This window comes from Moraxella bovoculi (assembly GCF_000988745.2).
Lineage (GTDB): Bacteria > Pseudomonadota > Gammaproteobacteria > Pseudomonadales > Moraxellaceae > Moraxella > Moraxella bovoculi.
Genome location: NZ_CP011381.2, coordinates 1,403,711 through 1,424,583 on the forward strand (window position 1 = coordinate 1,403,711; position 20,873 = coordinate 1,424,583).

The 20,873-nt window shown below is 47.2% G+C and carries 19 protein-coding genes; 10 read left to right on the plus strand and 9 right to left on the minus strand.

The genetic code is table 11. From position 1 onward, the window contains the following. Nucleotides 1-79: 79 nt before the first annotated feature. The 4 genes from ahcY (at nt 80) to dinB (ending at nt 3,760) form a co-directional block, all read left to right on the plus strand. The gene (gene ahcY / locus AAX10_RS06385) at nt 80-1,459 is read left to right on the plus strand and encodes an adenosylhomocysteinase (protein WP_046700166.1); all 1,380 of its coding nucleotides are present in this window, start codon (nt 80-82) and stop codon (nt 1,457-1,459) included. A gap of 140 nt (nt 1,460-1,599) precedes the next feature. Continuing rightward, nucleotides 1,600-1,971 carry a DUF1294 domain-containing protein gene (locus AAX10_RS06390; RefSeq protein WP_036366103.1) on the plus strand — a complete coding sequence of 124 codons (372 nt, stop codon included), beginning with the start codon at nt 1,600-1,602 and terminating at the stop codon, nt 1,969-1,971. Next, nucleotides 1,971-2,690, plus strand: a complete 720-nt coding sequence (locus AAX10_RS06395) for a 16S rRNA (uracil(1498)-N(3))-methyltransferase (RefSeq protein ID WP_046700167.1) — start codon at nt 1,971-1,973, stop codon at nt 2,688-2,690. Before AAX10_RS06390 ends, AAX10_RS06395 begins: the two co-directional genes overlap by 1 nt. Before the next feature lie 8 nt (nt 2,691-2,698). Next, nucleotides 2,699-3,760 (plus strand): DNA polymerase IV, encoded by a 1,062-nt coding sequence (gene dinB / locus AAX10_RS06400; protein ID WP_046700168.1) that lies wholly within the window; start codon nt 2,699-2,701, stop codon nt 3,758-3,760. 21 nt (nt 3,761-3,781) lie between these two features. Here dinB and AAX10_RS06405 read toward each other — a convergent pair whose 3' ends face one another. From AAX10_RS06405 to AAX10_RS06430, 5 genes are all read right to left on the minus strand, one after another. Next, entirely contained in the window at nt 3,782-4,456 is a 675-nt protein-coding gene (locus AAX10_RS06405; RefSeq protein WP_046700169.1) for an HAD family hydrolase, read from the minus strand. Nucleotides 4,457-4,816: 360 nt separating this feature from the next. Beyond that, nucleotides 4,817-5,506: a YidB family protein gene (locus tag AAX10_RS06415; RefSeq protein WP_046698415.1), complete on the minus strand. Its 690-nt coding sequence runs from the start codon at nt 5,504-5,506 to the stop codon at nt 4,817-4,819. 145 nt (nt 5,507-5,651) lie between these two features. Continuing rightward, entirely contained in the window at nt 5,652-6,131 is a 480-nt protein-coding gene (locus AAX10_RS06420) for a hypothetical protein (RefSeq protein WP_046700170.1), read from the minus strand. Continuing rightward, nucleotides 6,121-6,387 carry an FAD assembly factor SdhE gene (locus tag AAX10_RS06425; protein WP_036366093.1) on the minus strand — a complete coding sequence of 89 codons (267 nt, stop codon included), beginning with the start codon at nt 6,385-6,387 and terminating at the stop codon, nt 6,121-6,123. The genes AAX10_RS06420 and AAX10_RS06425 overlap by 11 nt, the downstream gene beginning before the upstream one ends. 170 nt (nt 6,388-6,557) lie before the next feature. Further along, nucleotides 6,558-8,147: an inorganic phosphate transporter gene (locus tag AAX10_RS06430; protein WP_046700171.1), complete on the minus strand. Its 1,590-nt coding sequence runs from the start codon at nt 8,145-8,147 to the stop codon at nt 6,558-6,560. 246 nt (nt 8,148-8,393) lie between these two features. Here AAX10_RS06430 and AAX10_RS06435 point away from each other — a divergent pair, with 246 nt between their 5' ends. The 4 genes from AAX10_RS06435 to AAX10_RS06450 all read left to right on the plus strand — a co-directional run bounded on the left by AAX10_RS06435 (nt 8,394) and on the right by AAX10_RS06450 (nt 12,368). Continuing rightward, nucleotides 8,394-9,119: an FFLEELY motif protein gene (locus AAX10_RS06435; protein ID WP_046700172.1), complete on the plus strand. Its 726-nt coding sequence runs from the start codon at nt 8,394-8,396 to the stop codon at nt 9,117-9,119. A 116-nt stretch (nt 9,120-9,235) separates the two neighbouring features. Then, nucleotides 9,236-10,114: a bifunctional demethylmenaquinone methyltransferase/2-methoxy-6-polyprenyl-1,4-benzoquinol methylase UbiE gene (gene ubiE / locus AAX10_RS06440; RefSeq protein ID WP_046700173.1), complete on the plus strand. Its 879-nt coding sequence runs from the start codon at nt 9,236-9,238 to the stop codon at nt 10,112-10,114. Continuing rightward, complete coding sequence (locus AAX10_RS06445; protein WP_080947085.1) at nt 10,114-10,728, plus strand: SCP2 sterol-binding domain-containing protein; 615 nt, start codon at nt 10,114-10,116, stop codon at nt 10,726-10,728. Before ubiE ends, AAX10_RS06445 begins: the two co-directional genes overlap by 1 nt. A 2-nt stretch (nt 10,729-10,730) precedes the next feature. Beyond that, nucleotides 10,731-12,368 carry an ABC1 kinase family protein gene (locus AAX10_RS06450; RefSeq protein WP_046700175.1) on the plus strand — a complete coding sequence of 546 codons (1,638 nt, stop codon included), beginning with the start codon at nt 10,731-10,733 and terminating at the stop codon, nt 12,366-12,368. Nucleotides 12,369-12,460: 92 nt separating this feature from the next. Here AAX10_RS06450 and AAX10_RS06455 read toward each other — a convergent pair whose 3' ends face one another. The 3 genes from AAX10_RS06455 to AAX10_RS06465 form a co-directional block, all read right to left on the minus strand. Next, nucleotides 12,461-13,150 carry a hypothetical protein gene (locus AAX10_RS06455; RefSeq protein ID WP_046698421.1) on the minus strand — a complete coding sequence of 230 codons (690 nt, stop codon included), beginning with the start codon at nt 13,148-13,150 and terminating at the stop codon, nt 12,461-12,463. Nucleotides 13,151-13,336: 186 nt separating this feature from the next. After that, nucleotides 13,337-13,627, minus strand: a complete 291-nt coding sequence (locus tag AAX10_RS06460; RefSeq protein WP_046698422.1) for a YeaC family protein — start codon at nt 13,625-13,627, stop codon at nt 13,337-13,339. 19 nt (nt 13,628-13,646) lie between these two features. Next, nucleotides 13,647-14,624 (minus strand): NAD(+) kinase, encoded by a 978-nt coding sequence (locus AAX10_RS06465; protein WP_046698982.1) that lies wholly within the window; start codon nt 14,622-14,624, stop codon nt 13,647-13,649. A gap of 186 nt (nt 14,625-14,810) precedes the next feature. On the opposite strand from AAX10_RS06465, the gene AAX10_RS06470 reads away from it, so the two are divergent. Continuing rightward, nucleotides 14,811-15,533, plus strand: a complete 723-nt coding sequence (locus tag AAX10_RS06470; protein ID WP_046698423.1) for a Bax inhibitor-1/YccA family protein — start codon at nt 14,811-14,813, stop codon at nt 15,531-15,533. Between the two features lie 78 nt (nt 15,534-15,611). On the opposite strand, the gene AAX10_RS06475 is transcribed toward AAX10_RS06470, so the two are convergent. Further along, complete coding sequence (locus AAX10_RS06475; RefSeq protein WP_046698424.1) at nt 15,612-18,182, minus strand: heavy metal translocating P-type ATPase; 2,571 nt, start codon at nt 18,180-18,182, stop codon at nt 15,612-15,614. Nucleotides 18,183-18,462: 280 nt separating this feature from the next. On the opposite strand from AAX10_RS06475, the gene mrcB reads away from it, so the two are divergent. After that, a complete protein-coding gene (gene mrcB, locus AAX10_RS06480) occupies nt 18,463-20,865 on the plus strand; it encodes a penicillin-binding protein 1B (protein ID WP_046700176.1) in 2,403 nt (800 codons plus the stop codon). Nucleotides 20,866-20,873 lie beyond the last annotated feature (8 nt).

Genomic DNA, 20,873 nt, shown 5'->3' on the forward strand with positions numbered 1-20,873 from the left:
TTAATTTTTTAATTTAATAAGAGCAAAACAACGACATCTGCGTTATTTTCTCATTTTTCATCATATAGGAGTGGACGCAGTGTCTACAGTTACCGCCCAAGAATTTAAAGACTACAAAGTCGCCGATATTAGCCTTGCTGAGTTTGGTCGCAAAGAGATTAAACTTGCCGAAACCGAAATGCCTGCTCTTATGGGTATTCGCAAACGCTACGCCAGCCAAAAGCCCCTAGCAGGGGCGAAGATTGTGGGCTGTATCCACATGACCGTTCAAACGGCTGTCTTGATTGAAACGCTTGTGGCACTAGGGGCGGAGGTTCGCTGGACTTCGTGCAACATTTTTAGCACCCAAGACCACGCCGCCGCCGCCATTGCCGCCGCTGGCATTCCTGTCTTTGCATGGAAAGGCGAGACCGAAGAAGAGTACGAATGGTGCTTAGAACAACAAATCCACAAAGACGGCAAACTGTGGGATGCTAACCTTATCCTAGATGACGGTGGCGACTTGACCGCACTCATTCACAACAAATACCCCCAAATGCTAGATAGTATTCACGGCATTTCCGAAGAAACCACAACAGGCGTACACCGTTTGATTGAAATGCTTGGCAAAGGAGAGCTTAAAGTCCCTGCAATTAACGTCAATGATGCTGTCACTAAATCCAAAAACGACAACAAATACGGCTGTCGCCATTCACTCAATGACGCCATCAAGCGTGGTACGGATATGTTGTTGTCTGGTCGCCGTGCGTTGGTGATTGGTTATGGCGACGTGGGCAAAGGCTCTGCCCAAAGCCTACGCCAAGAAGGCATGATTGTGCGTGTCAGCGAGATTGACCCTATTTGTGCCATGCAAGCGTGTATGGACGGCTATGAGCTTGTTTCTCCATTTGTAGGTGGTGAGCAAAATCAAGGAGTTAATACTACACTACTCCAAGATACTGACCTTGTCGTTACCACCACAGGCAACTATCACGTGTGTAACGCCGAGATGTTAAAGGCTCTAAAATCCACCGCTGTGGTGTGCAACATCGGGCATTTTGATACTGAAATTGACACCGACTTTATGCGTAAAAACTGGAAATGGGTGGAAGTCAAGCCACAAGTTCATCAAGTCTATCGCTCAAATGATGAGTCGGATTATCTTATCGTCCTATCCGAAGGTCGCCTTGTCAACCTAGGCAACGCCACAGGACACCCATCTCGGATTATGGACGGCTCATTTGCCAACCAAGTGCTTGCCCAAATCCATCTGTACAAAGAAAAATTTGCCGACTTGCCAAGTGCTGACAAGCAAGGCAAGGTTTATGTTAAAGTTCTACCCAAAAAACTGGACGAAGAAGTCGCCGCCGCCATGGTCGCAGGCTTTAATGGTGTGATGACTAAGCTTACGCCAGAACAGGCCAACTACATCGGTGTGTCAGTAGATGGCCCATTCAAGCCAGACGAATACAAGTACTAATCTGCATCACAAAAGATGACAATGCCAGTCGTTGTCATCTTTTTATCATCTATGGATAAATTTTTCACTGAATTGATTTACTTTACTTTTAGGGTTATTGATACTTTATAATAGCTGTTAAAGGCACTGGATTTATTATCATGGTAGGACAAAAACGAGCGCCGCGCTCCATATTGGCATGTTATACCGCGACGGGCTATCTGGCAATCGTAGCGATATTGATCGTCATTGGCGTGTTGCCTTGGATGGTGGCTGCCATTCACGGCGTTACCAGCCTTGCCAGCTATGGCATGTACGCACTGGATAAACAAGCAGCCAAGAATAAAGAGCGCCGCATCGCTGAGTACAGCCTACATCTTTGGTCGCTTCTTGGTGGCTGGATCGGTGCGGCTTTTTCCCAGCATCAGCTTCGCCATAAGACCCAAAAAGAAGAATTCCAACTTACTTTTTATCTTACCATCATCGCCAACATTGCGGCGATGGTTTATTTATTTTTGATTGAGCCGTATTGATGAATCGTTTTTTTGTGGACTGTGAACTGGTTGTCGGTGATGTTTTTACCCTGCCTGATGATGTCGCGCATCATTGGGGTAAGGTGCTGCGCGCACGCGTTAGCGATAATGCCGTGCTGTTTAATGGGCAAGGCGGCGAATATGCCGTGACACTCACGCACATTGACAAAAAATCCGCCCAAGTCACCATTAATAACTACAATCCCAATAACAAAGACGCACCCTTTAAAGTGACTCTAGGGCAAGTGATGAGCCGCGGCGAACGCATGGATTACGCCATCCAAAAAGCCATCGAGATGGGTGTTCATCAGATTCAGCTACTGACCAGCGAACACTGCCAAGAGCACCTAAAATACGAACGTGATAAGAAAAAACTCACTCATTGGCAGGCCGTTGCTGTTGCTGCTTGTGAACAGTGCGGTCTAAATATCGTCCCGCAGGTTCTACCGCCCATTGACGTACGTGACTGGGTCCCTCAATGCACCTCAATTTTAAAGCTCATCATGGCGGTCAGTGATGGCGACTACCAGCCAACTAACCTATCCCAAGACATCGCCCTACTCGTCGGACCTGAGGGCGGGCTTAGTCAAGATGAAATCGATCTTGCCATCGGTCACGGCTTTCACGCTTGGACAATCGGTGAACGCGTTCTGCGCACTGAGACCGCGCCTGTGGTAGCGTTATCTGCCCTGCAGACGATTTGGGCACTGTCTCGATAGCTAAGCCCATGCGTAAAATCATCCACCTAGACATGGACGCATTCTTCGCCAGTGTCGAGCAACGTGACCATCTAGAATATCGCGGCAAGCCTCTGGTTGTCGGCGGAGATCCTAAAGGTCGTGGTGTGGTGGCAGCAGCCAGTTACGAGGCTCGAGTCTTTGGCGTGCGTTCAGCGATGAGTTGCTACGAAGCTCAAAAACGCTGCCCGCAAGCTATCTTCGTCCGCCCACGGTTTGAAGTATACCGCGCCGTCAGCAGCCAAGTCAAAACCATCATGCTAAAGCTTACTGACATGGTCGAACCCTTATCACTCGATGAAGCTTATCTAGATGTTACAGTTAAGCTTCACTGCAACGGCTCGGCGACACTGATGGCGAACTGGCTACGCGCTGAGATTTATAAACAAACGGGGCTAACCTCATCAGCCGGTGTGTCATTTAATAAGATGCTTGCCAAAATCGCCTCCGACATCAACAAGCCCAATGGCATCGCCGTCATCACGCCTGACATGGCGGATGATTTTATCAGCAAGCTACCTATTGAGCGCTTCCACGGCATTGGCAAAGCCAGCGCCAAAAGACTGCACGAGCTGGGCGTATTTACAGGTCAAGACCTAAAAAACATGCCCCTATACCGACTGGTGGAAGTGTTTGGGAATAAGCGCGGCCGGTTCTATCACAACATCGCTCACGGACACGATGAACGTGAAGTCAAGCCAGAACGCGTGCGCAAGTCCATTGGCACTGAGATTACCTTTACCGAGAACTCCGCCAATGACGAATTCATCCTTGGTAGAATCCATGAGCAGAATCTAGAAGCTTGGCAGGATCTGATCCAGCGCCAAATGCGCGCCCACACGGTCACTTTAAAACTAAAATACAGTGATTTTAGTCAGATTACGCGCAGCCACTCGGTGAAGTCACCCTTCAAGAGTCCAGATGCCGTTCTGCCTTGGCTGCATGAACTGTATCATAACACCCCAAAGCACCTGCCTGTACGCTTGGTTGGTGTTACTTTTTCAAATCTTGAGAGTATTGATGGCGTTGAACAGCTTGATTTGTTTGAATAGCATCAAACAGCTACAAACTCATTAAAGCGACCAATCCTCAATGCGCCACCCTCTCGCATGAGCCTCTCGTCTTAGGATGTCATCAGGGGTGACGCACACCGCTTCATCAGCAAAGTTGAGTAGCGGCAGGTCATTTTTTGAATCAGAATAGGCGATGGTCTTGTCAAAGGCGATATTATTGTCTTGGCAACGCTTAATAAATTCGCCTAGATGGTACAGTTTGCCTTCCTTGAAATTAGGACGGCCCGCAACCTTCCCCGTGTAGCTATTGTCCTTAATCTCAAGTGCTGTAGCCATCGTGTGCGCATCATCCACCCCGAATAGACTGGCGATTGGTTTTACCACAAAGTCATTGGTCGCGCTGATGACTACCACGGTATCCCCTTGATTCTTATGGTGTTTGATTTGTTCAAGTGCCTTTGGGCGCATATTCGGAATGATCCAAGTGTCCAGATATTCCTGGCGATATGCTTGTAGTTCATCCATGCTTTGCGTGCTCAAAAAATCCGCCACAAACTCATTATATTCCACCGCATCAAGCGTGCCATTGATGTAATCTTGGTAAAATTTATCGTTAGCATTAGCATACACGCCTGCATCCACCAAACCATGCTCCACGATGAACTGCCCCCAACTGTGGTCACTGTCCACATTCAGCATCGTCATGTCCAAATCAAATAACGCCAAATTCGCCATAGGTCACCCTTATATATACAAAAAAAATCATCATAACAAAAAACGGTTCAAAGCTGAACCGTTTTTTTTGGAGGAATTGCGCAAAGATTTGGATTAGTAATAGCCCAGTACTTTCCACCATACCAATGCCACGGCAATCCAGACCACCAAATTAACCTCACGCATCACAAAGCCAACTTTCCACCACTCTCCCATAGCAAATGAATCACAAGCTAGAACGATTATTGAGCAGTTTTTTGTCAAAGATTTATGATATAACCACAGAAAATCACCATGAATATAATGAAAATTGAGATATTAGATAAAAAATAAAGCCATCTATGATAGATGGCTTTATGAATAATGATTAAAGAATACTGATTAGAACTTACCACGAAGCTGTGATAGAATCTGATCGATCTCAGCATTTGCCTCACTCTCGTCAGCCTCGACACTGCCGTGTGGCGTAAGGTCGTTCATAATCTGTGGTAGCAATCCTGCAATGCCTTGGCGCACTTCCAGTTCGCTTGCGCCTGTCTTTTGGGCAACTTCGTTAATCTCTTGACTGCCGAACAGGCGAGCCACATCATCGGCATCGATACCGTCATTGTCTACATCAATGCTCGTCCAAGACTGAGCTTTGTTGCCTAGACCGTTGCCTTGGAATTTGGCAAGGACGCCTGACAGACCGCCATTTTTTTGGATGTAGGCAAGCACGACAGGCAATAAAGCCAGTAGCAATGTTGATTTGTTAAATCCACCTTGACGGCTTTGTGCTTGTGATTGGCTGCCTAGAACACCGCCTAGGATGTCACCAAGATCGGTTGGGCTAGCTTGACGGCTTTGTGCGCCACCACCCAATACATCCCTTAGCAGCCCACCAAGCCCAGCTTGTGAACTGCCTTGACTGCCTAGAACTTGACCTAGAACACCGCCAAGACCTGCGTTAGAGTTTTGACTGTCAGCTAGTCCACCCAATAGACCGCCTAGACCGCCTTGCTGCTGTGATCTTTGGTCGCCTTGTAAGGCATTTTGAACGGCTTGGGTTACGATAGATTGAAGTAAGCTCATGAATTATCCTTAGTGATTAAATCTTGATACATTATTGTAATGTGAAACGACAAGCACTGTTTAACTTGCCGAGAAACTCACCATCATCTTATCAAAATCAAATCATAAGAGTGTGGTTGTTGTGTAATTTTTTATGCACTTATTATTAATTTGTCATCAGCTTAGATGATAAAGTACAAAGACCCAATAGCTTACGATAATCAGCATCCGCCACATCACGTCGATGAATCATCACCTCAAAGTATCGCTTTCTAGGCTCAATCACATAGAATTTTAATACCACCGCCCCATTCATACCGATCGCTCGCTGACTGGATAGTAGATATGCCTGCCATAGCTGTCGCCTTACACCTCGCCCGATACCTCGGCCAACACTAAGCTGCCACGGGCCATCAGTATGCGTACAGCCCATCCATACGATCTTAATACGCCCTACATAAATCCACGAGAACACACTGGTAATGGCAAATAACAGTACACATTGCCACGCTAATAACGTCTGCCAAGAGATGAGCATCACTGCAATCACAAATGCCGCCCAAGGGATAAATCTTAGGCAGCTTTGATGGATTACGATGTCTAAGTTCAGGATGTTTTTGGAGAAATTGGGAGTTTTAGTTAGCATATTTTAGCTGTTTCATGCGCTCAATCAGACGCGCCACACCCTCATCATCAGGACGTTCTTGACCCAAGAAAAACAACAACAAATCAGGATCCTCATGCTCCAATAAACGCACAAATGCCGCCTGCTCATCGTCAGACGCGCTTAGATAATGCTCTTTGACATAAGGGTCAATATAATAATCAAGTTCTTTTAGACCGCGGCGCGCCTGATAGATAATACGGCGCTGCTCTAATGTCGGTTCGATATGGTCACTCATGATCACTCCGTTAGCTATCATACAAATCGATAAATTTGGCATAAGTATATCAAATTTATACAATCATGCGCAGATCATTTTTATTTTTAATTTGCTTTGGTTGATGGCTTTGTAATAAAAAACGACCTGCCATGATCATCATAACAAGTCGCTTGAAGGCTGATGTGTACTTACATCACATTAGACAGCACCACAAAGAACAGCGCACTAATACATGCCGCCGCTGGCAATGTGATGACCCAAGCAAGTCCGATCGGCTTCATGAGCTTCCAGTTGGTGTTCTTATTAACAATACCAATACCCAATACCGCACCCACCAGAATGTGCGTACTAGATACAGGAATACCCAAGCTAGATGCACCCATCACGACCGCTGCTGCTGCTAGCTCTGCAGCAAAGCCTGATGCAGGATGCATCTCGGTTAGATTCGTGCCGACAGTCTGAATGACTTCTTTACCGATGAACCACAGACCTACGATAAGCGAGACACCAAAGGTCAGCATGACAGGCGCAGGAACTGATGCCTTGGCTGCGATGGCGTTTTCTTTGATGACATCTAGGATGGCAACGAAAGGACCGACCGCGTTCGCGATGTCGTTCGAACCATGCGAGAAAGCAAAAGCACACGCGGTAAATACCTGCATCCAGCTGAACATGATGAATGTCGCCTTGCCTAGGTCTTCTTTATGCTTGCCGCGAATGGTCTTGGTATAGATGAAGGCAGTTAGCCACACCATCGCACCAATCATGCCCATCACAAGGCTTGCGTGCAGCGTTGATAGGTTTAGACCCGTGTTCTTTAGACCCTTGAATACCACCATCGCTGTCATGATGACCGCGCCAAGCGCCGCGATTAATGGCACCCAAGTTTTTAGGGCTTTAAGGGTGTCTAGATTACTGCGCTCGTTCTCAATGTCGTGTAGTGAGCGATAATATTCCGTCTCAAGCTCATCACGCTGACATTCGCCTTCGTTGAAAGCTTCTTGGTCACGCAGCAGCGCGGTGGTATAAGGCAGCTTCTCGCCATCATTTAACGCCTCAAAATGCTCTTTTTGTTCGCGTTTTAGGGCTTTTTTGCGAGCTTTTAATGACTTGACACGCACTTCTACTTTGTCGTTATACGCCAAGATATTACGCTTGATAAGACCATATAGGATATAAGACAGCAGACCGCCAAGCACAGGTGACACTACCCAAGAAATGGCGATTTCGCCGATTTTTGACCATTTAACGGTTGAGAACGCAAGCTCTGAACCACCGAAGCTAATACCAAGCACGATGGATGAACCAACGATGCCTCCAATGATGGCGTGTGTGGTCGATACTGGCAAGCCCTTTTTGGTGGCGAAAAGCAACCAAAAAGCAGCCGCCGCAAGCGCCGACAGCATCAGATAGATGAACTGATTTGGCGATACGCCCAGCTTGCCGATGTCCACGATACCACTTCGGATGGTGTCAGTTACCGCAGCACCAGCCAGTACCGCACCCGACACCTCAAAAATAGCCGCCACCGCAAGTGCTTGGGTGACGGTCAATGTGCCTGCACCGACAGACGTACCGAACGAGTTCGCCACATCATTACCGCCGATGTTAAACGCCATGAAAATACCAAAAAAGCTTGCTACCATAAATAGCAGCACTTGTTGATGCAAGGTATACTCCAACCCCCACATCACAAAATAAACGCACATCCCTGCAAGCAATACCGCAAAGAAAACATTTGCCAGCATGGGTGTGCTTTGTTTCGCTGAATTTACCATAAATCCGCCAAGACGATTTGATTGTTAGTTTAAAACTGCCCGAAAAACACGAATGCGATATTGTAAGAATCAAATATGACAGTTTTATGACAATTTTAACATATCATCGCCAATTTGGCTAAATTTTGTCATATTCGTGTCAGATGTTATCATTTTGCGTTTTTATCCGGAGTAGTATTACGATTGAATTTTGATATACCACCCCAACATAGGCTTAAAATTATAGACGCTTTTATCGGTGAGTACATGTCGCACATTCAATCTTTGGTCGATACCCTAAATGGCTATCAAGCCCTACCACACCACAGTGATGCCAATCTTAAACACATTGTAAATGAAGTTCAGACATGGCAAAAATCACGCATTCATCGAACCAATAAACCACTGTTTGATAACAATAAAACTGCGCCACTTGCTCATTATCTGATCGATCGCATCTATAGCGATAAGGATTTTGACATACTTGCCAAGCAGCTTCTCACCGCGGGCAATAACGCCCTAAATGGCTCGGGCCGCCTAGAAAAGCTCATTCCACAAAACACACTCGCCACAGGCATCCTAGGTGTAAAGGCAGCGGTTCTGGCGGTGGAGCTTGATCTTGTACTTGCCAAAGCCATCCAACGAAATGATACATATCTACAATCATTCCATCAAGACGGCATTACCGATGCGCTGATGGTTGAAGTCTATCAAGCCGTTAATGCAAAAGACGCACGCATCGCACAGATTCACGCCATCAAAGAGGTGTGCGAGCTATCATACAAGCAATTTAATTCATTTTTATTACAAAAAGCGTTTTCTTTGGCGAAATCCACCGCCTATCATCACGGCTATCAGCCTTTGTATGACTTCATTCATGATGGACTGATCGCCATCAAAAGCATAAAAAAGATTGATGATTTCACCGTATCATTTACCCAAAATGAGTTGGCCACGATTGAGCGAATTCATCAAGATGGCAAAGTTTATTAACCTGCGTGTAAAATCATCCATCTAAAATGGCAATTTATGGTATGAAAAAATCCCTATTTATAGTATTATGATAGGGATTTTTTAGTCATATTTATTCATAAAAATTGGAACAAGCCATGAGCCAAGATAACAAGTCAAACGAATTTACCAATCCTAATATTTTGCCTACTGGCACGCCACAAGGACAGTCAGCAATGCAAAGCCCTGCCAATGCGAACAATCCGATGCAGCGCGCTTATTCTGAGAACGTGGGCGAGACGACGCATTTTGGTTATCAGACCGTGGATGCCCGAGAAAAGCAAAGTAAAGTCGCCGAGGTCTTCACCTCTGTCGCCTCAAAATACGACATCATGAATGACCTCATGAGCTTTGGTATTCACAGACTATGGAAGCGTTATGCCATCAGCCTAACTGGCGTGCGTTCAGGTCAGCGCGTGCTCGACATCGCGGGCGGTACAGGCGATCTTGCCAAAGTGTTTAGCCGTGAAGTGAGTCGCTCAGGTCGCGTGGTGCTGTCTGACATCAACGAAGCGATGCTTGAGGTTGGTCGTACTCGCCTGATTAATGCAGGTTGCAATAACGTTGATTTCGTTTTGGCGAATGCTGAGACGCTAGAGCCTTTCGAGGACAATTCATTTGATTTGGTGACCATCAGCTTCGGTCTGCGTAACGTCACCGACAAACAAAAAGCCCTTGAAGCGATGCACCGCGTCCTAAAACCAGGTGGACGACTGCTTGTGCTTGAATTTAGTAAACCTGTTTTTGAGCCACTATCAAAGGCTTACGATCTTTATTCATTCACCGCCCTGCCTGTGATGGGAAAGATCGTCGCCGGCGATGCTCAAAGCTATCAATATCTGGCAGAGTCCATCCGTATGCACCCCGACCAAGCCACCTTAAAAGACATGATGGAAAAAGCAGGATTTGTAAACTGCGACTACCACAACCTAACTGGCGGCATCGTGGCGGTGCATCGTGGGTTTAAGGCACGCTGATGATTAGCGTGCTTACTCTTGGGATTGTTGAGCACATCATCAATGGCGTGCTTGGCACGGATCCCATCGCCATTTCACATCTTAATGGTCTGTCTGGCAAGACGTTTCGCGTGATCATTGCCAATCCATCGCTGTCCGTTGATGTGCTGTTTTGTGATGATCATGTGAGGTTTGAGCCTGTCAGCCAAAGCCTCTTTGAACCCCAAGACGGTATCATCACAGAACCTGACTGCACGCTACATGCTACCAGTCCAAGAGAGCTACTGGCACTCATGCAAAACCCATCGGGCAACCTCCCCATTAAGGGCGATCATAAGGTGCTCATGCAAATCAAAGCCCTAAGCGATGATTTTAGCCCCGATGCATTCGCCCAATTAGAAAACCTAATCGGCAAAAGCGGTGCAAGCTATGCCTACATGCTCACCCAAGAGATATCCCCGATTGTCTCGCCAGTGCTCGACTCTCTAAAGTCCATCATCACAGGTGCAATCACCCCAGCTCAGGACAGCGCGCTGGACGATGCCATCAGCCAAAAAAAGCAAGAACTGCTGCGCCTGCAAAGTGACATCGAACGCGAACAAGCTCGCCTAACCGCCCTACAAAACCAACCATAACCATGCTCATCTCTCATCGTAAACGCCTACTTTCGCTATATCGCATCGCTGCTAAATATCGCCTAGACACGCATCTGCCCGTCGGTGACATGCCAGAGCTTGCGCCATTGGCACGTCTGATTCGCCTGCATCCTGCAAGCCTAGGCAAATCGCATCACCCCATGGGCGTCAAGCTCGCCTTTGAAGAGATGGGTACGCTTTTCTTAAAATTAGGGCAGCTGCTCTCCACACGATCCGACCTACTGCCGCCAAACATCATCGCGCAGTTATCACTATTACAGGATAAAGTCGCACCCTTCGATGTGGACATCCTAAAATCCGAAATCCAAAACCCCAAGACAGGTCTTGGCAAGCCTGTCGATGAGCTGTTCGCTCGGTTTGATAATAAGCCACTCGCCGCCGCCAGTATCGCTCAAGTACACACCGCCAGCCTCCACGACGGTCGTGAAGTGGTCGTAAAGGTCGTTCGCCCTGACATCAAGCCTGTCATCATTCAAGACTTCGAGCTGCTGCGCGAAATGGCAAATTGGCTGTCTGCTCGATTGGAGTCTGCGCGTGCCGTGCATATCGTCAGCGTGGTAGAAGACTACCGACAGATCATGCTAAATGAGCTGGATCTCACCCTAGAATCTGCCAACGCCACTCGCATGCGTAATAACTTCACAGGCTCATCGCTAATCTATGTACCAGAAGTGTACATGGCGAATAAATCGGTCATGGTCTCGGAGCGAATTTTTGGCGTGCCAATTTCTCAGACAGAGAAATTTGATGCCCTAGGCTATGATCGCTCGTTACTTGCCAAGAATGGCTTGACGATATTCTTCACACAGGTGTTTCGCGATAACTTCTTCCACGCGGACATGCACCCTGGCAATATCTTTGTCGAAACCCTACCCAATGGTGAAGCCGTCGCCAATCCGCGCTACCTGGGGTTGGACTGTGCAATCATGGGCGAGCTGTCACGCGAGGATCAGCTGGTCGTCGCGCGCATGCTGCTGTCAGTCATGAATGGCAACTACACCGCCCTAGTAGATATCATCTCTCAAGCAGGCTGGATACCGCCTTCTGCTGACAAGCACGCACTTATCCGTGATATGGCGCGTACGGTCAGCCCCATGGTGTCCAAACCCATGAGCGAGCTTGACTTTGCTGGCATCTTATTTGAGATATTAAACATCGCGCGCCGTCATCAGATGAGCATACCACCGCAGCTGATGCTACTGCTTAAGACCTTGGTTCATGTCGAAGGGCTTGGGCGTGAGTTGTATCCTGCGCTTGACATCTGGTCTCTGGCAAAGCCAATCTTAACCGCGTGGGTAAGAGACCAATTAGACCCCGTCAAAAATCTAAACGACATCAAAGAAAAAAGCCCCGAGTTACTGCTCTGCGCCACCGAACTGCCTAAGCTCATCACGCAAGGCGTGCAGTCCATGGCGACACTGGGCGCAAGACAAGACAAAGAACTGCGTGAGATCCAAGCGCTGCGCGCTGATTTCCTGAATCAAAAACGCCATGACTGGATTGCCTTGGGTGGATTTTTAGGATTTATCGCGATTGGGCTGACCCTGCCGATTTGGTGGGTGGGGGTGATTTTTCATGTATTGGCGATTGGGTTTGTGGTGTGGCGGGTGTTGGTATGATTGGATATTGTTGGGATTGAACCCATACACCAAATATTAAAAAGCATATCAAGAATAAAAAAACCACCCTCTTAAAGGGTGGTTTTTTTATTTTAATACATCTTTTCTATCTTATCAGTTGTACCATCATCAAAAAGCACAGTAATATCCTTGAAGAACATTTTTGCGATCGCATTTCCTTGTCCAATCTTGATGGTAGCTAAAGTAGTGGGTTTAGTCCAGTGGGTTATCTCAGCATCCTCATTCTTTGCCAAAGGTTTCTCAAATTTATAAGTTCCTATATGAAAAGAATCGGATTTATCAATACCTTCCACCTCTAGCTCCACCCAACCATCAATCGCAGAGACCACTTTATCAGAATTATTAGTAAATTTGATTTTTAAATCCATGCCTTTATCTGAATACTTAGTATTTTTTTCAAAGCCTACAAGCTCCACTTTATATAGATCATTAAATGCAGTGATTTTTTCATCCATAATAGATTTATTTTCAAAGTGTTCTTTGGTTTTCTCAATTGCTTCGCCTAAGGGCACGCCAAACATGGATTTATCACCATTGAGCAACCTTAATGTTTCCGCTCTGGTAAAATATTCTTCAATCAATGCTCTTTCTTCCGCACTAATCTCAGCTTTAATCTGCTCAGCATTAGCATTAATTTCACTAATTTCGTTAATTACCAATGTGCGAATACCTGTTTCTTTAACAGGGGTTTGTGTAATTTCTTTGGCTGCTGTTTCTGCTGGATTTTTTACTGCATCTTGACTGCAGCCAATTAACATCATAGCAAGTCAAGCCATAAGAACTTTTTTCATGTTTCACTCCCTCAAAATATAAATTTTTATATTACACAAAACTTTACATTTTAGCAATAGTTCAATAGGTTGATAAAACCCCGCAACCAAAAAATAAACCCCTGCTTTCATCTTTATAAACAGGGGTTTATTTTTGGTCTTAGCAGGTAAAACCTTCTAGTTCTTAAAATTCACAGGTCGCTCAGCGTTGGGATAATGATGCTCATGCTCCACATCACACTCTTCGCCGACGGTGTTGCCTTTATCGTCTTTTGGCTTCTGGATATAGCCTGTACGCTCTTCAACCGGTAGGTGTTCATGCTCCCAAACCATCACCGCTTGCATGCAGGTCTGGCGCTGCTCATCTGTCAGACGAACGCCGTTGTCCCATTTGCCCAGCTCAATGGCGGTGCGGAACTTTGCGACGATTTCAGGATTTAGGCTATCTAGTATGTCTTCTTTATTCATCTTTGATCTCTTGGGTGTTTCATTCGGTCTTTAGGGCGAGTTCTTCTGTGTATAGGTTCCAGTTTAGCTTGGTGCGGCACGCCTCATAGAAGCTATAGCTCGGTGGATGCAGCAGCAGTAAGGTCTTATCATGCTTGGCAATGAGTAGTGTCTGATCGTTATCGAGTGGTGCTGATGCCTTACCATCTGCGCCCACCATGGGCTGTGTGCGATTATCTTTGTGAATGTTGATGGCGATTTGGCTGCTACCTGCCACCACCAGAGGACGGCTAGACAGCGTATGCGGATGCATCGGCACAATACAGATGGCATCAATGGTCGGGTGGATGATGGGCCCGCCTGCTGAGAGTGAATAAGCGGTCGATCCTGTCGGTGTCGCTACGATCAGACCATCGGCATGCTGACGATAGACGTCTGTGCCATTAATTTTTAATTGAAAATCAATGGTATGCACCGATTTGCCAGCGTGCAGAACGATGTCATTTAATGCCACATCTTCATGGATGACCATGTTGGTCGGCTTGCCATCAGCATCATTATTCACAATCTTAAATGTCAATAAAAACCGTTCCGCCAGCCAATAATCTCCGTCCAACACCTGCGTGACACGCTCTGTCAGCTCATCTGGGTTGACGTCCGCCAAGAATCCAAGTCGCCCACGGTTCACACCCAGCACAGGCACATCCGTACCCGCCAGCACACTCGCCGCCTGCAGCATCGAACCATCACCGCCAACCACGATGGCAAAATCACAATGCTCGCCAATCTTTTGGCGTGGAACGATCTTAAATTGATTACCGTCCACCTTATCAAAATCGATCTCAAGCCCCTCGATTGCAGCGGTCTCGGTATCGATGACGATGGACAAATCACGCTCATCAAGTAAAACGATGAGCTCATTTAGGGTTTCGACCACGCTTTTTTTGCCGGCGCGCCCCATCAAGCCAATGCGCTGGAACTTAGGACGCTTTGGGTGATTATTCACAAAATTTGACATAAAAATCAATGCAAAAATAAAGCGTATAATATCAAAAAACCCCACATCAACACAACCTAAGTTTTTAGATATCATCAGCGCTCATGGCTTAGTGTATGAACGATAAGCCATTGATTAATGCTTGATTTTTCTAAAATCTGCCTTATAATCAGTGAAAGATTTTTATTTTTTTATTAAGGAAAAATTATGGCAAACCCTATCGTCAGTCGCACCGAGCTTGCGGCTGGTAGTGTTCCGATGACCGTTGGCGGTGTCGTCAAAAAAAGCGCGTTCTTATTGGCTTTGGCTGCCGTCTCAGGCTTTGGTGTATTCTTCTATGCTCTGATGGGTGGTATATCGGTTAGTATGCTATATCCGCTTGCCTTGGTGGGTCTGTTTGCAGGCATGGGCTTAGGCTTGGTATCAGCATTTAAGCCACACCTTGCTAAGAGCTTAGCGGTGCCATATGCACTGTGTGAAGGTGTGCTGCTTGGGGCGTTTAGCACCATCATGTTCCTAAGATACCCTAGTGTACCGCTGTCAGCGCTGTCAGCCACTTTCATCACCGCAGCCGTGATGCTAACCCTGTACAGCACAGGCATCGTGAAAGTTACTGAGAAATTCCGCTCGATCCTAACGTCTGCGATCATCGCCATTGGTATCCTATACCTTGTACAGCTTGGCTTTAGACTGTTCGGCTCAAGCCTACCCCTATTGTTCGATGGCGGCATGGTCGCGATTGGCTTTAGTATCTTTGTGGTGATCATCGCCTCGTTTAGCTTGCTGCTTGATTTTGATAATGTGGATAAAGGCGTCCGATACGGTGTGGCTCGTGAATTTGAATGGGTGTATAGCATCGGTATTCTATCAACCCTAGTATGGATGTACATCGAATTCCTGCGCTTAATCGGCTATCTACAAGACGACTGATTAACTAATGAAACTTACCAATAAAAATATCGCACTCAATTGGTGCGATATTTTTTATACTTATAATTAACCAACCGATCAACGTTTTAGGCGCATGGCGTTCGCCACAACGAGCAAGCTTGATAAGCTCATGCCAATCGCTGCCAACCAAGGCGGTACATAGCCTAAGGCAGCAGGAATAAGCACCAAGCTATTATAGATTAGTGCCCAGCGTAAGTTTTGGCGGATGATTTTTTGGGTCTTGGTGGACAGTCTGGTCGCTTGCGCCAGTGGCATGAGTCGCCCACCCAATAGCACACTGTCAGCGGACACCTGCGCCAGATCGGCTGCGCCTGCCATCGCTGTCGAGACATTCGCCGCCGCCAGTACAGGCGCATCATTAATCCCGTCGCCCACCATGAGCACGGCATGACCTGCCGCTTGTAGGTCTTTGATGTGCTTGACTTTGCCCTCTGGCGTCAGACCAAAATAAGCCTGTTCGATGCCCAGCTGCTTAGCCACTTCTAATGCATTTGGATTTGGGTCGCCGGTTAGCATGATTGGTGTGATGTTTTGTGATTTTAATTCATCAATCATTGCGCGAGCATCTTGGCGAATCGCATCATTAAAATAAAACCGTGCCACCACCTGCCACACCCCATTAACCTGACTTGACAATAATACCGACATGTTCGCCTGATGCGCAGGTAGATTCTCATGCAGCTCATCAGCCAGTACGCCTGTTGGTAGGACAAATTTTTGATGTCCGATACGATAAGCCACACCATCTATCCAGCCTTCCACACCGCCCGCCGTGTGGTGTGTGCTGTCTTTTACCTTAGGCAGATGAAGTCCATGAGCAGCAGTGAGTAGCGCCCACGCCACAGGGTGCTTTGAGCCAATCTCAAGCGCGGCAGCGATTTCTAGGGCTTTTGTCTTATCAATCACACTCACTGTGTCTAGCAGATTAGCCTGACCCAGCGTCAGTGTACCCGTCTTATCAAAACAAGCATAAGACACTTCCGATAACGTCTGAATGGTGTGCCCGCGCGTCGCTAGGAATCCAAATCCCGCCAAGCGATTGGTCGCTACAGTAAGTGCAATCGGCGTGGCAAGGCTAAGAGCACACGGGCAAGTCGCCACCAGTACCGCTACCGTCGCCCACAGCGACTCGCTCTTATCCACAAACCACCACACCAAGAACACAAGGCATGACAGGACAAGCACGCGTGCCACGAACCAGCGCGCCATCTTATCAGCATCTTGGGCGATTTTGGGCTTTTCGCTCATGGCGCGGTTCATGAGTCGATCAATGAGCGCGATTTGACTGTTATCGATCTCCTTGGTGACGAGCATGACGAACGGCTGGCTGTCATTCTGAGCGCCACCGACCACCATATCGCCTTGATGCTTGACGATAAGATCACTCTCACCGGTCAATAGACTCTGCGACACCGTGGCGCTTTGTGATAACAAGATACCATCAGCGACGATCTGGCTGCCTGCATCGATCCGAATGATGTCGCCCACCTTGACAGACTGTGCCAGAATCTTATCCTCATCATCTACGTTCCGCTCTAGGATGTTATCTAAATGGTGGTGATTTTGCCACCATGATTGGATGATGCTTGCTTTATTATCAGCAGATAAACTTGTTACCAATGACGCATCTTGGGCGATTTTTTGTACCAAAATCGGCTCGATCACCACCAGATCTGATGCCATGTTTGATGCTTTTAGGCGGGCATTTTGTTCAATGTAGCGTCCCGCCAATAAGAAAAAGATAAACATCGACACCGAATCAAAATACGCCTCACCCGTACCTGTTAATGTCGCATAAACGCTGGCGCCAAAGGTAGTAATCAGCGCGATCGATACAGGCACATCCATGCTCACCTGACGCGCCTTGATGGCATTATAAGCCGACGTGAAGAACGGCACGCCTGCATAGAACATCACAGGAATGGTCACAAACATCGCCACATGGCGCAAGAAATCTCGATGTTCAGTCAAAATACCACTATATTCGCCAAAATACATGCCAATCGAGAACATCATCGCCTGCATCGCACCAAGCGCAGCGATGGCAAGACGGATGAGCATTTGCTTGTTTTGTCGCTTCATCATCGCCTCATGCGTATCTTGGCGATATGGCTTGGCATTATAACCCACCGAATGCACCGCCTGTAGAATCTCACCGATATCGCACTGATTTTCATCCCAGTTTACACGCATTCTTTGCTGAGTGAGGTTCACTTGGCACGCACGCACGCCATCGATTGCTCTTAGACGCGTCTCAATAAGCCACGTGCACGCCGAGCAGCGTAGGTTCGCCACAGATAATTCTGCCGTGCTGCCACCATCTTCTTGATAGACGAATTGTGCTTTGATGTCGTCATGATTATACGCATCAAAATTCATCGCATCAGGCAGGCTTGCGGTCGGACTGATCTCCCTTCGATCTAGATAATACTGCTCAAGTCCAGACTCTACGATACTTTGCGAAGCAAGCTTACAGCCTAGGCAGCACATCGGACGCGATTTATCAAAAATCACGGTATAAAATGGCTCTTTTGGCAGCACCTCCCCACAATGAAAGCATGCCCCTTCTGGCGGCAAAATGAGTGATTGCTCAATCTCATCCATCTTCGTATCGGCAGCAGTATTCATAATCAAACACTTTTTTAATTTGGCATAAACGCGTTATTATATCACTTTCATGTATCATCAGGCGCGTTGATTGAGAAATTCTCCAGTAACACGATGACAATACTCACGGTGTTTTTTCATCAATTTTCCATGAACTTATTTGTATTATTACCATAAAATTGAACCACTTATCAAAAATTCTACAAACCCGAAACCAACAAGCACATCAAATCATACAAGCCCCTTGATAATTTCATCGCAAATCGCTAGTATGTTGGTAATTTATTTGTAAGGTCAGTTTATGACGAAGTCCTTTGATCAATTTACAGGCCAACCCCCAAAACAACAACAAGGCTCAATCATTGGTTTTATCCTGCTTATCATCATTGTTGCAGCGATGATTTTGTTGGGTTTATATGCGTTTTATCTAAATAACACCATCATCAATAAATTTGAAAATCGCCGCTGGGACATCCCCGCCACTGTCTATTCACGCCCGCTAGAGCTATATCCGAACGCACCTGTCAAAGCAGGCGATCTAGAATCATGGCTAAAACTCCTTAACTACAGCCAAGGCAAAAACACCCAAGGCAGCTACCAAAAATCAGGCAGCACCTACACCATATATACGCGTGGCTTTAATTATGGTGATGGCGATGTCGAACCCAAGCAGACCATCAAGGTGCTGTTCTCCAATGGTAAAATCGCCCGCCTGCAGACCAGTCAGCCCACTCAGCGAACAGCGCTGCGCTTAGAGCCAGTGAATGTCGGCGGCATCTATCCTGAGAATAATGAAGATCGCATTCTACTCACCAAGGACAATGTGCCAAAGCATCTGATGAATGCACTCATCGCCACCGAAGATCGTAACTTTTATGAGCATCACGGCGTGTCCATGCGTGGTACCGCGCGCGCCCTACTCTCTAATGTCACAGGCGGTACGCGCCAAGGCGGCTCAACAATCACACAGCAGCTGATCAAAAATTTCTACCTAAATTCTGATCGCACCCTAAAACGTAAAGCCAATGAAGCCCTAATGGCTCTACTTCTTGAGCTGCATTATGACAAAGATGAGATCCTGCTCGCTTATCTAAACGAGATCAACCTTGGTCAAAATGGCAATCGCTCGGTGAATGGCTTTGGCATTGCATCGCAGTTTTATTTTAATAAACCCTTGGCGGAGCTTCGTCTTGATCAGTACGCGCTATTGGTCGGCATTGCCAAAGGTTCAAGCTACTACAATCCACGAAAGCACCCAGAACGTGCCAAAGACCGTCGTAACACCGTGCTGCACAACATGCTCATCACAGGCAAAATCAGCCAAGAAGAATACGACAGCGCCACCCAAAAACCACTCGACGTGGTCAAGACCCCAACCATCGCCAAGAGCCGCTTTCCTGATTTTTTTGATGCGATTCAGCGCGAATTGAAGGCTTATTATAAAGAAGAAGACCTACAAAACCGTGGTCTGAGGATCATCTCAACCCTAGATCCTCTCGCCCAACGTGCCGCCGATAACGCCATCAAAAATAACAAAAAATCCAATCTACAAGGTGCACTCATTAGTGCCAATCCTGTTACAGGCGAGGTGGTTGCCATTGTTGGTAGTAGTGCTGATTTTACAGGATTCAACCGCGCCATCGATGCCAAGCGACAAGTCGGCTCACTCCTAAAACCCATTATCTATCTCACTGCCCTGCAGTCAGGTCGTTACAATCTAGCCAGTAGCGTTGATGACAGCCCGCTGACTTATACCATCGGTAATCAGACTTGGGCACCCAAGAACTACAGCGGCGTCTCACATGGCGCAACACCACTCACCACCGCACTGGCTCACTCCTACAACCAAGCTGCGGTCAATGTTGGCATGGAGTTTGGTTTGCCGATTTTTTATCGTCAGCTGCAGATGCTGGGTGTCAGCGATCAGACTCCTAACTACCCTTCAGTGCTGCTGGGCGCGGTAGATATGTCACCCATGCAAGTTCTTAGCATTTATCAGACTTTCGCCAATAGCGGAGTCAGCGCGCCCATTCATACCATCAAAAGCGTGATTGACGATAAAGGAAAAGTCCTTCAAAACAGTGACAGCAGAGCTCAGATTCGCTTATCGCCCAAGGCAACCTATCTGACCAATTACGCCATGCAAAAAGTCTTCACTCACGGTACGGCACGCGCAGGTAACTTTAATTCAGCCCTTAATCTAGCAGGCAAGACTGGCACGACGAACGATGGGCGCGATGCTTGGTTTGCAGGTTATAGCGGTAACTATGTGTCCGTGGTCTGGATTGGACGTGATGACAATAAACCCATCGGGCTTACCGGAAGCTCAGGCGCTCTGCCCATTTGGCGAGCATTCATGCAGCCGCTTAATCACACGCCTGTTGAGCTGCCACTGCCTACAGATATCGAATGGACGTGGCTGGATAACGGCACAGGACTGCTGTCCCATCAAGGCTGCCAAAGAGCGATATGGGCACCGGTGATTCGTGAATTCATGCCACAAGAATACGGCAGCTGCGCTGCGAACATACGCTACAATGTCACCCTACAAGAGCGCATCGACGCACTGGGTGATGAGCTGGTGAGCATGGAAGAAGACTACTTAGAGGATGATTATATCATCGAAGAGCCCATGCCTTCTGATGAAGAATTCTACACGCCTAGCAACGAAGAGCCGCCCACACCTGAGCCATTTTATCAATAGTGCCTAAC

Excerpts from the sequence above, each read along its gene's own strand:
- AAX10_RS06390 (WP_036366103.1), top strand. The coding sequence starts at position 1,600 with ATGGTAGGACAAAAACGAGCGCCGCGCTCCATATTGGCATGTTATACC.
- AAX10_RS06395 (WP_046700167.1), top strand. The coding sequence starts at position 1,971 with ATGAATCGTTTTTTTGTGGACTGTGAACTGGTTGTCGGTGATGTTTTT.
- dinB (WP_046700168.1), top strand. The coding sequence starts at position 2,699 with ATGCGTAAAATCATCCACCTAGACATGGACGCATTCTTCGCCAGTGTC.
- AAX10_RS06405 (WP_046700169.1), bottom strand. The coding sequence starts at position 4,456 with ATGGCGAATTTGGCGTTATTTGATTTGGACATGACGATGCTGAATGTG.
- AAX10_RS06415 (WP_046698415.1), bottom strand. The coding sequence starts at position 5,506 with ATGAGCTTACTTCAATCTATCGTAACCCAAGCCGTTCAAAATGCCTTA.
- AAX10_RS06420 (WP_046700170.1), bottom strand. The coding sequence starts at position 6,131 with ATGCTAACTAAAACTCCCAATTTCTCCAAAAACATCCTGAACTTAGAC.
- AAX10_RS06425 (WP_036366093.1), bottom strand. The coding sequence starts at position 6,387 with ATGAGTGACCATATCGAACCGACATTAGAGCAGCGCCGTATTATCTAT.
- AAX10_RS06430 (WP_046700171.1), bottom strand. The coding sequence starts at position 8,147 with ATGGTAAATTCAGCGAAACAAAGCACACCCATGCTGGCAAATGTTTTC.
- AAX10_RS06435 (WP_046700172.1), top strand. The coding sequence starts at position 8,394 with ATGTCGCACATTCAATCTTTGGTCGATACCCTAAATGGCTATCAAGCC.
- ubiE (WP_046700173.1), top strand. The coding sequence starts at position 9,236 with ATGAGCCAAGATAACAAGTCAAACGAATTTACCAATCCTAATATTTTG.
- AAX10_RS06445 (WP_080947085.1), top strand. The coding sequence starts at position 10,114 with ATGATTAGCGTGCTTACTCTTGGGATTGTTGAGCACATCATCAATGGC.
- AAX10_RS06450 (WP_046700175.1), top strand. The coding sequence starts at position 10,731 with ATGCTCATCTCTCATCGTAAACGCCTACTTTCGCTATATCGCATCGCT.
- AAX10_RS06455 (WP_046698421.1), bottom strand. The coding sequence starts at position 13,150 with ATGATGTTAATTGGCTGCAGTCAAGATGCAGTAAAAAATCCAGCAGAA.
- AAX10_RS06460 (WP_046698422.1), bottom strand. The coding sequence starts at position 13,627 with ATGAATAAAGAAGACATACTAGATAGCCTAAATCCTGAAATCGTCGCA.
- AAX10_RS06465 (WP_046698982.1), bottom strand. The coding sequence starts at position 14,624 with ATGTCAAATTTTGTGAATAATCACCCAAAGCGTCCTAAGTTCCAGCGC.
- AAX10_RS06470 (WP_046698423.1), top strand. The coding sequence starts at position 14,811 with ATGGCAAACCCTATCGTCAGTCGCACCGAGCTTGCGGCTGGTAGTGTT.
- AAX10_RS06475 (WP_046698424.1), bottom strand. The coding sequence starts at position 18,182 with ATGAATACTGCTGCCGATACGAAGATGGATGAGATTGAGCAATCACTC.
- mrcB (WP_046700176.1), top strand. The coding sequence starts at position 18,463 with ATGACGAAGTCCTTTGATCAATTTACAGGCCAACCCCCAAAACAACAA.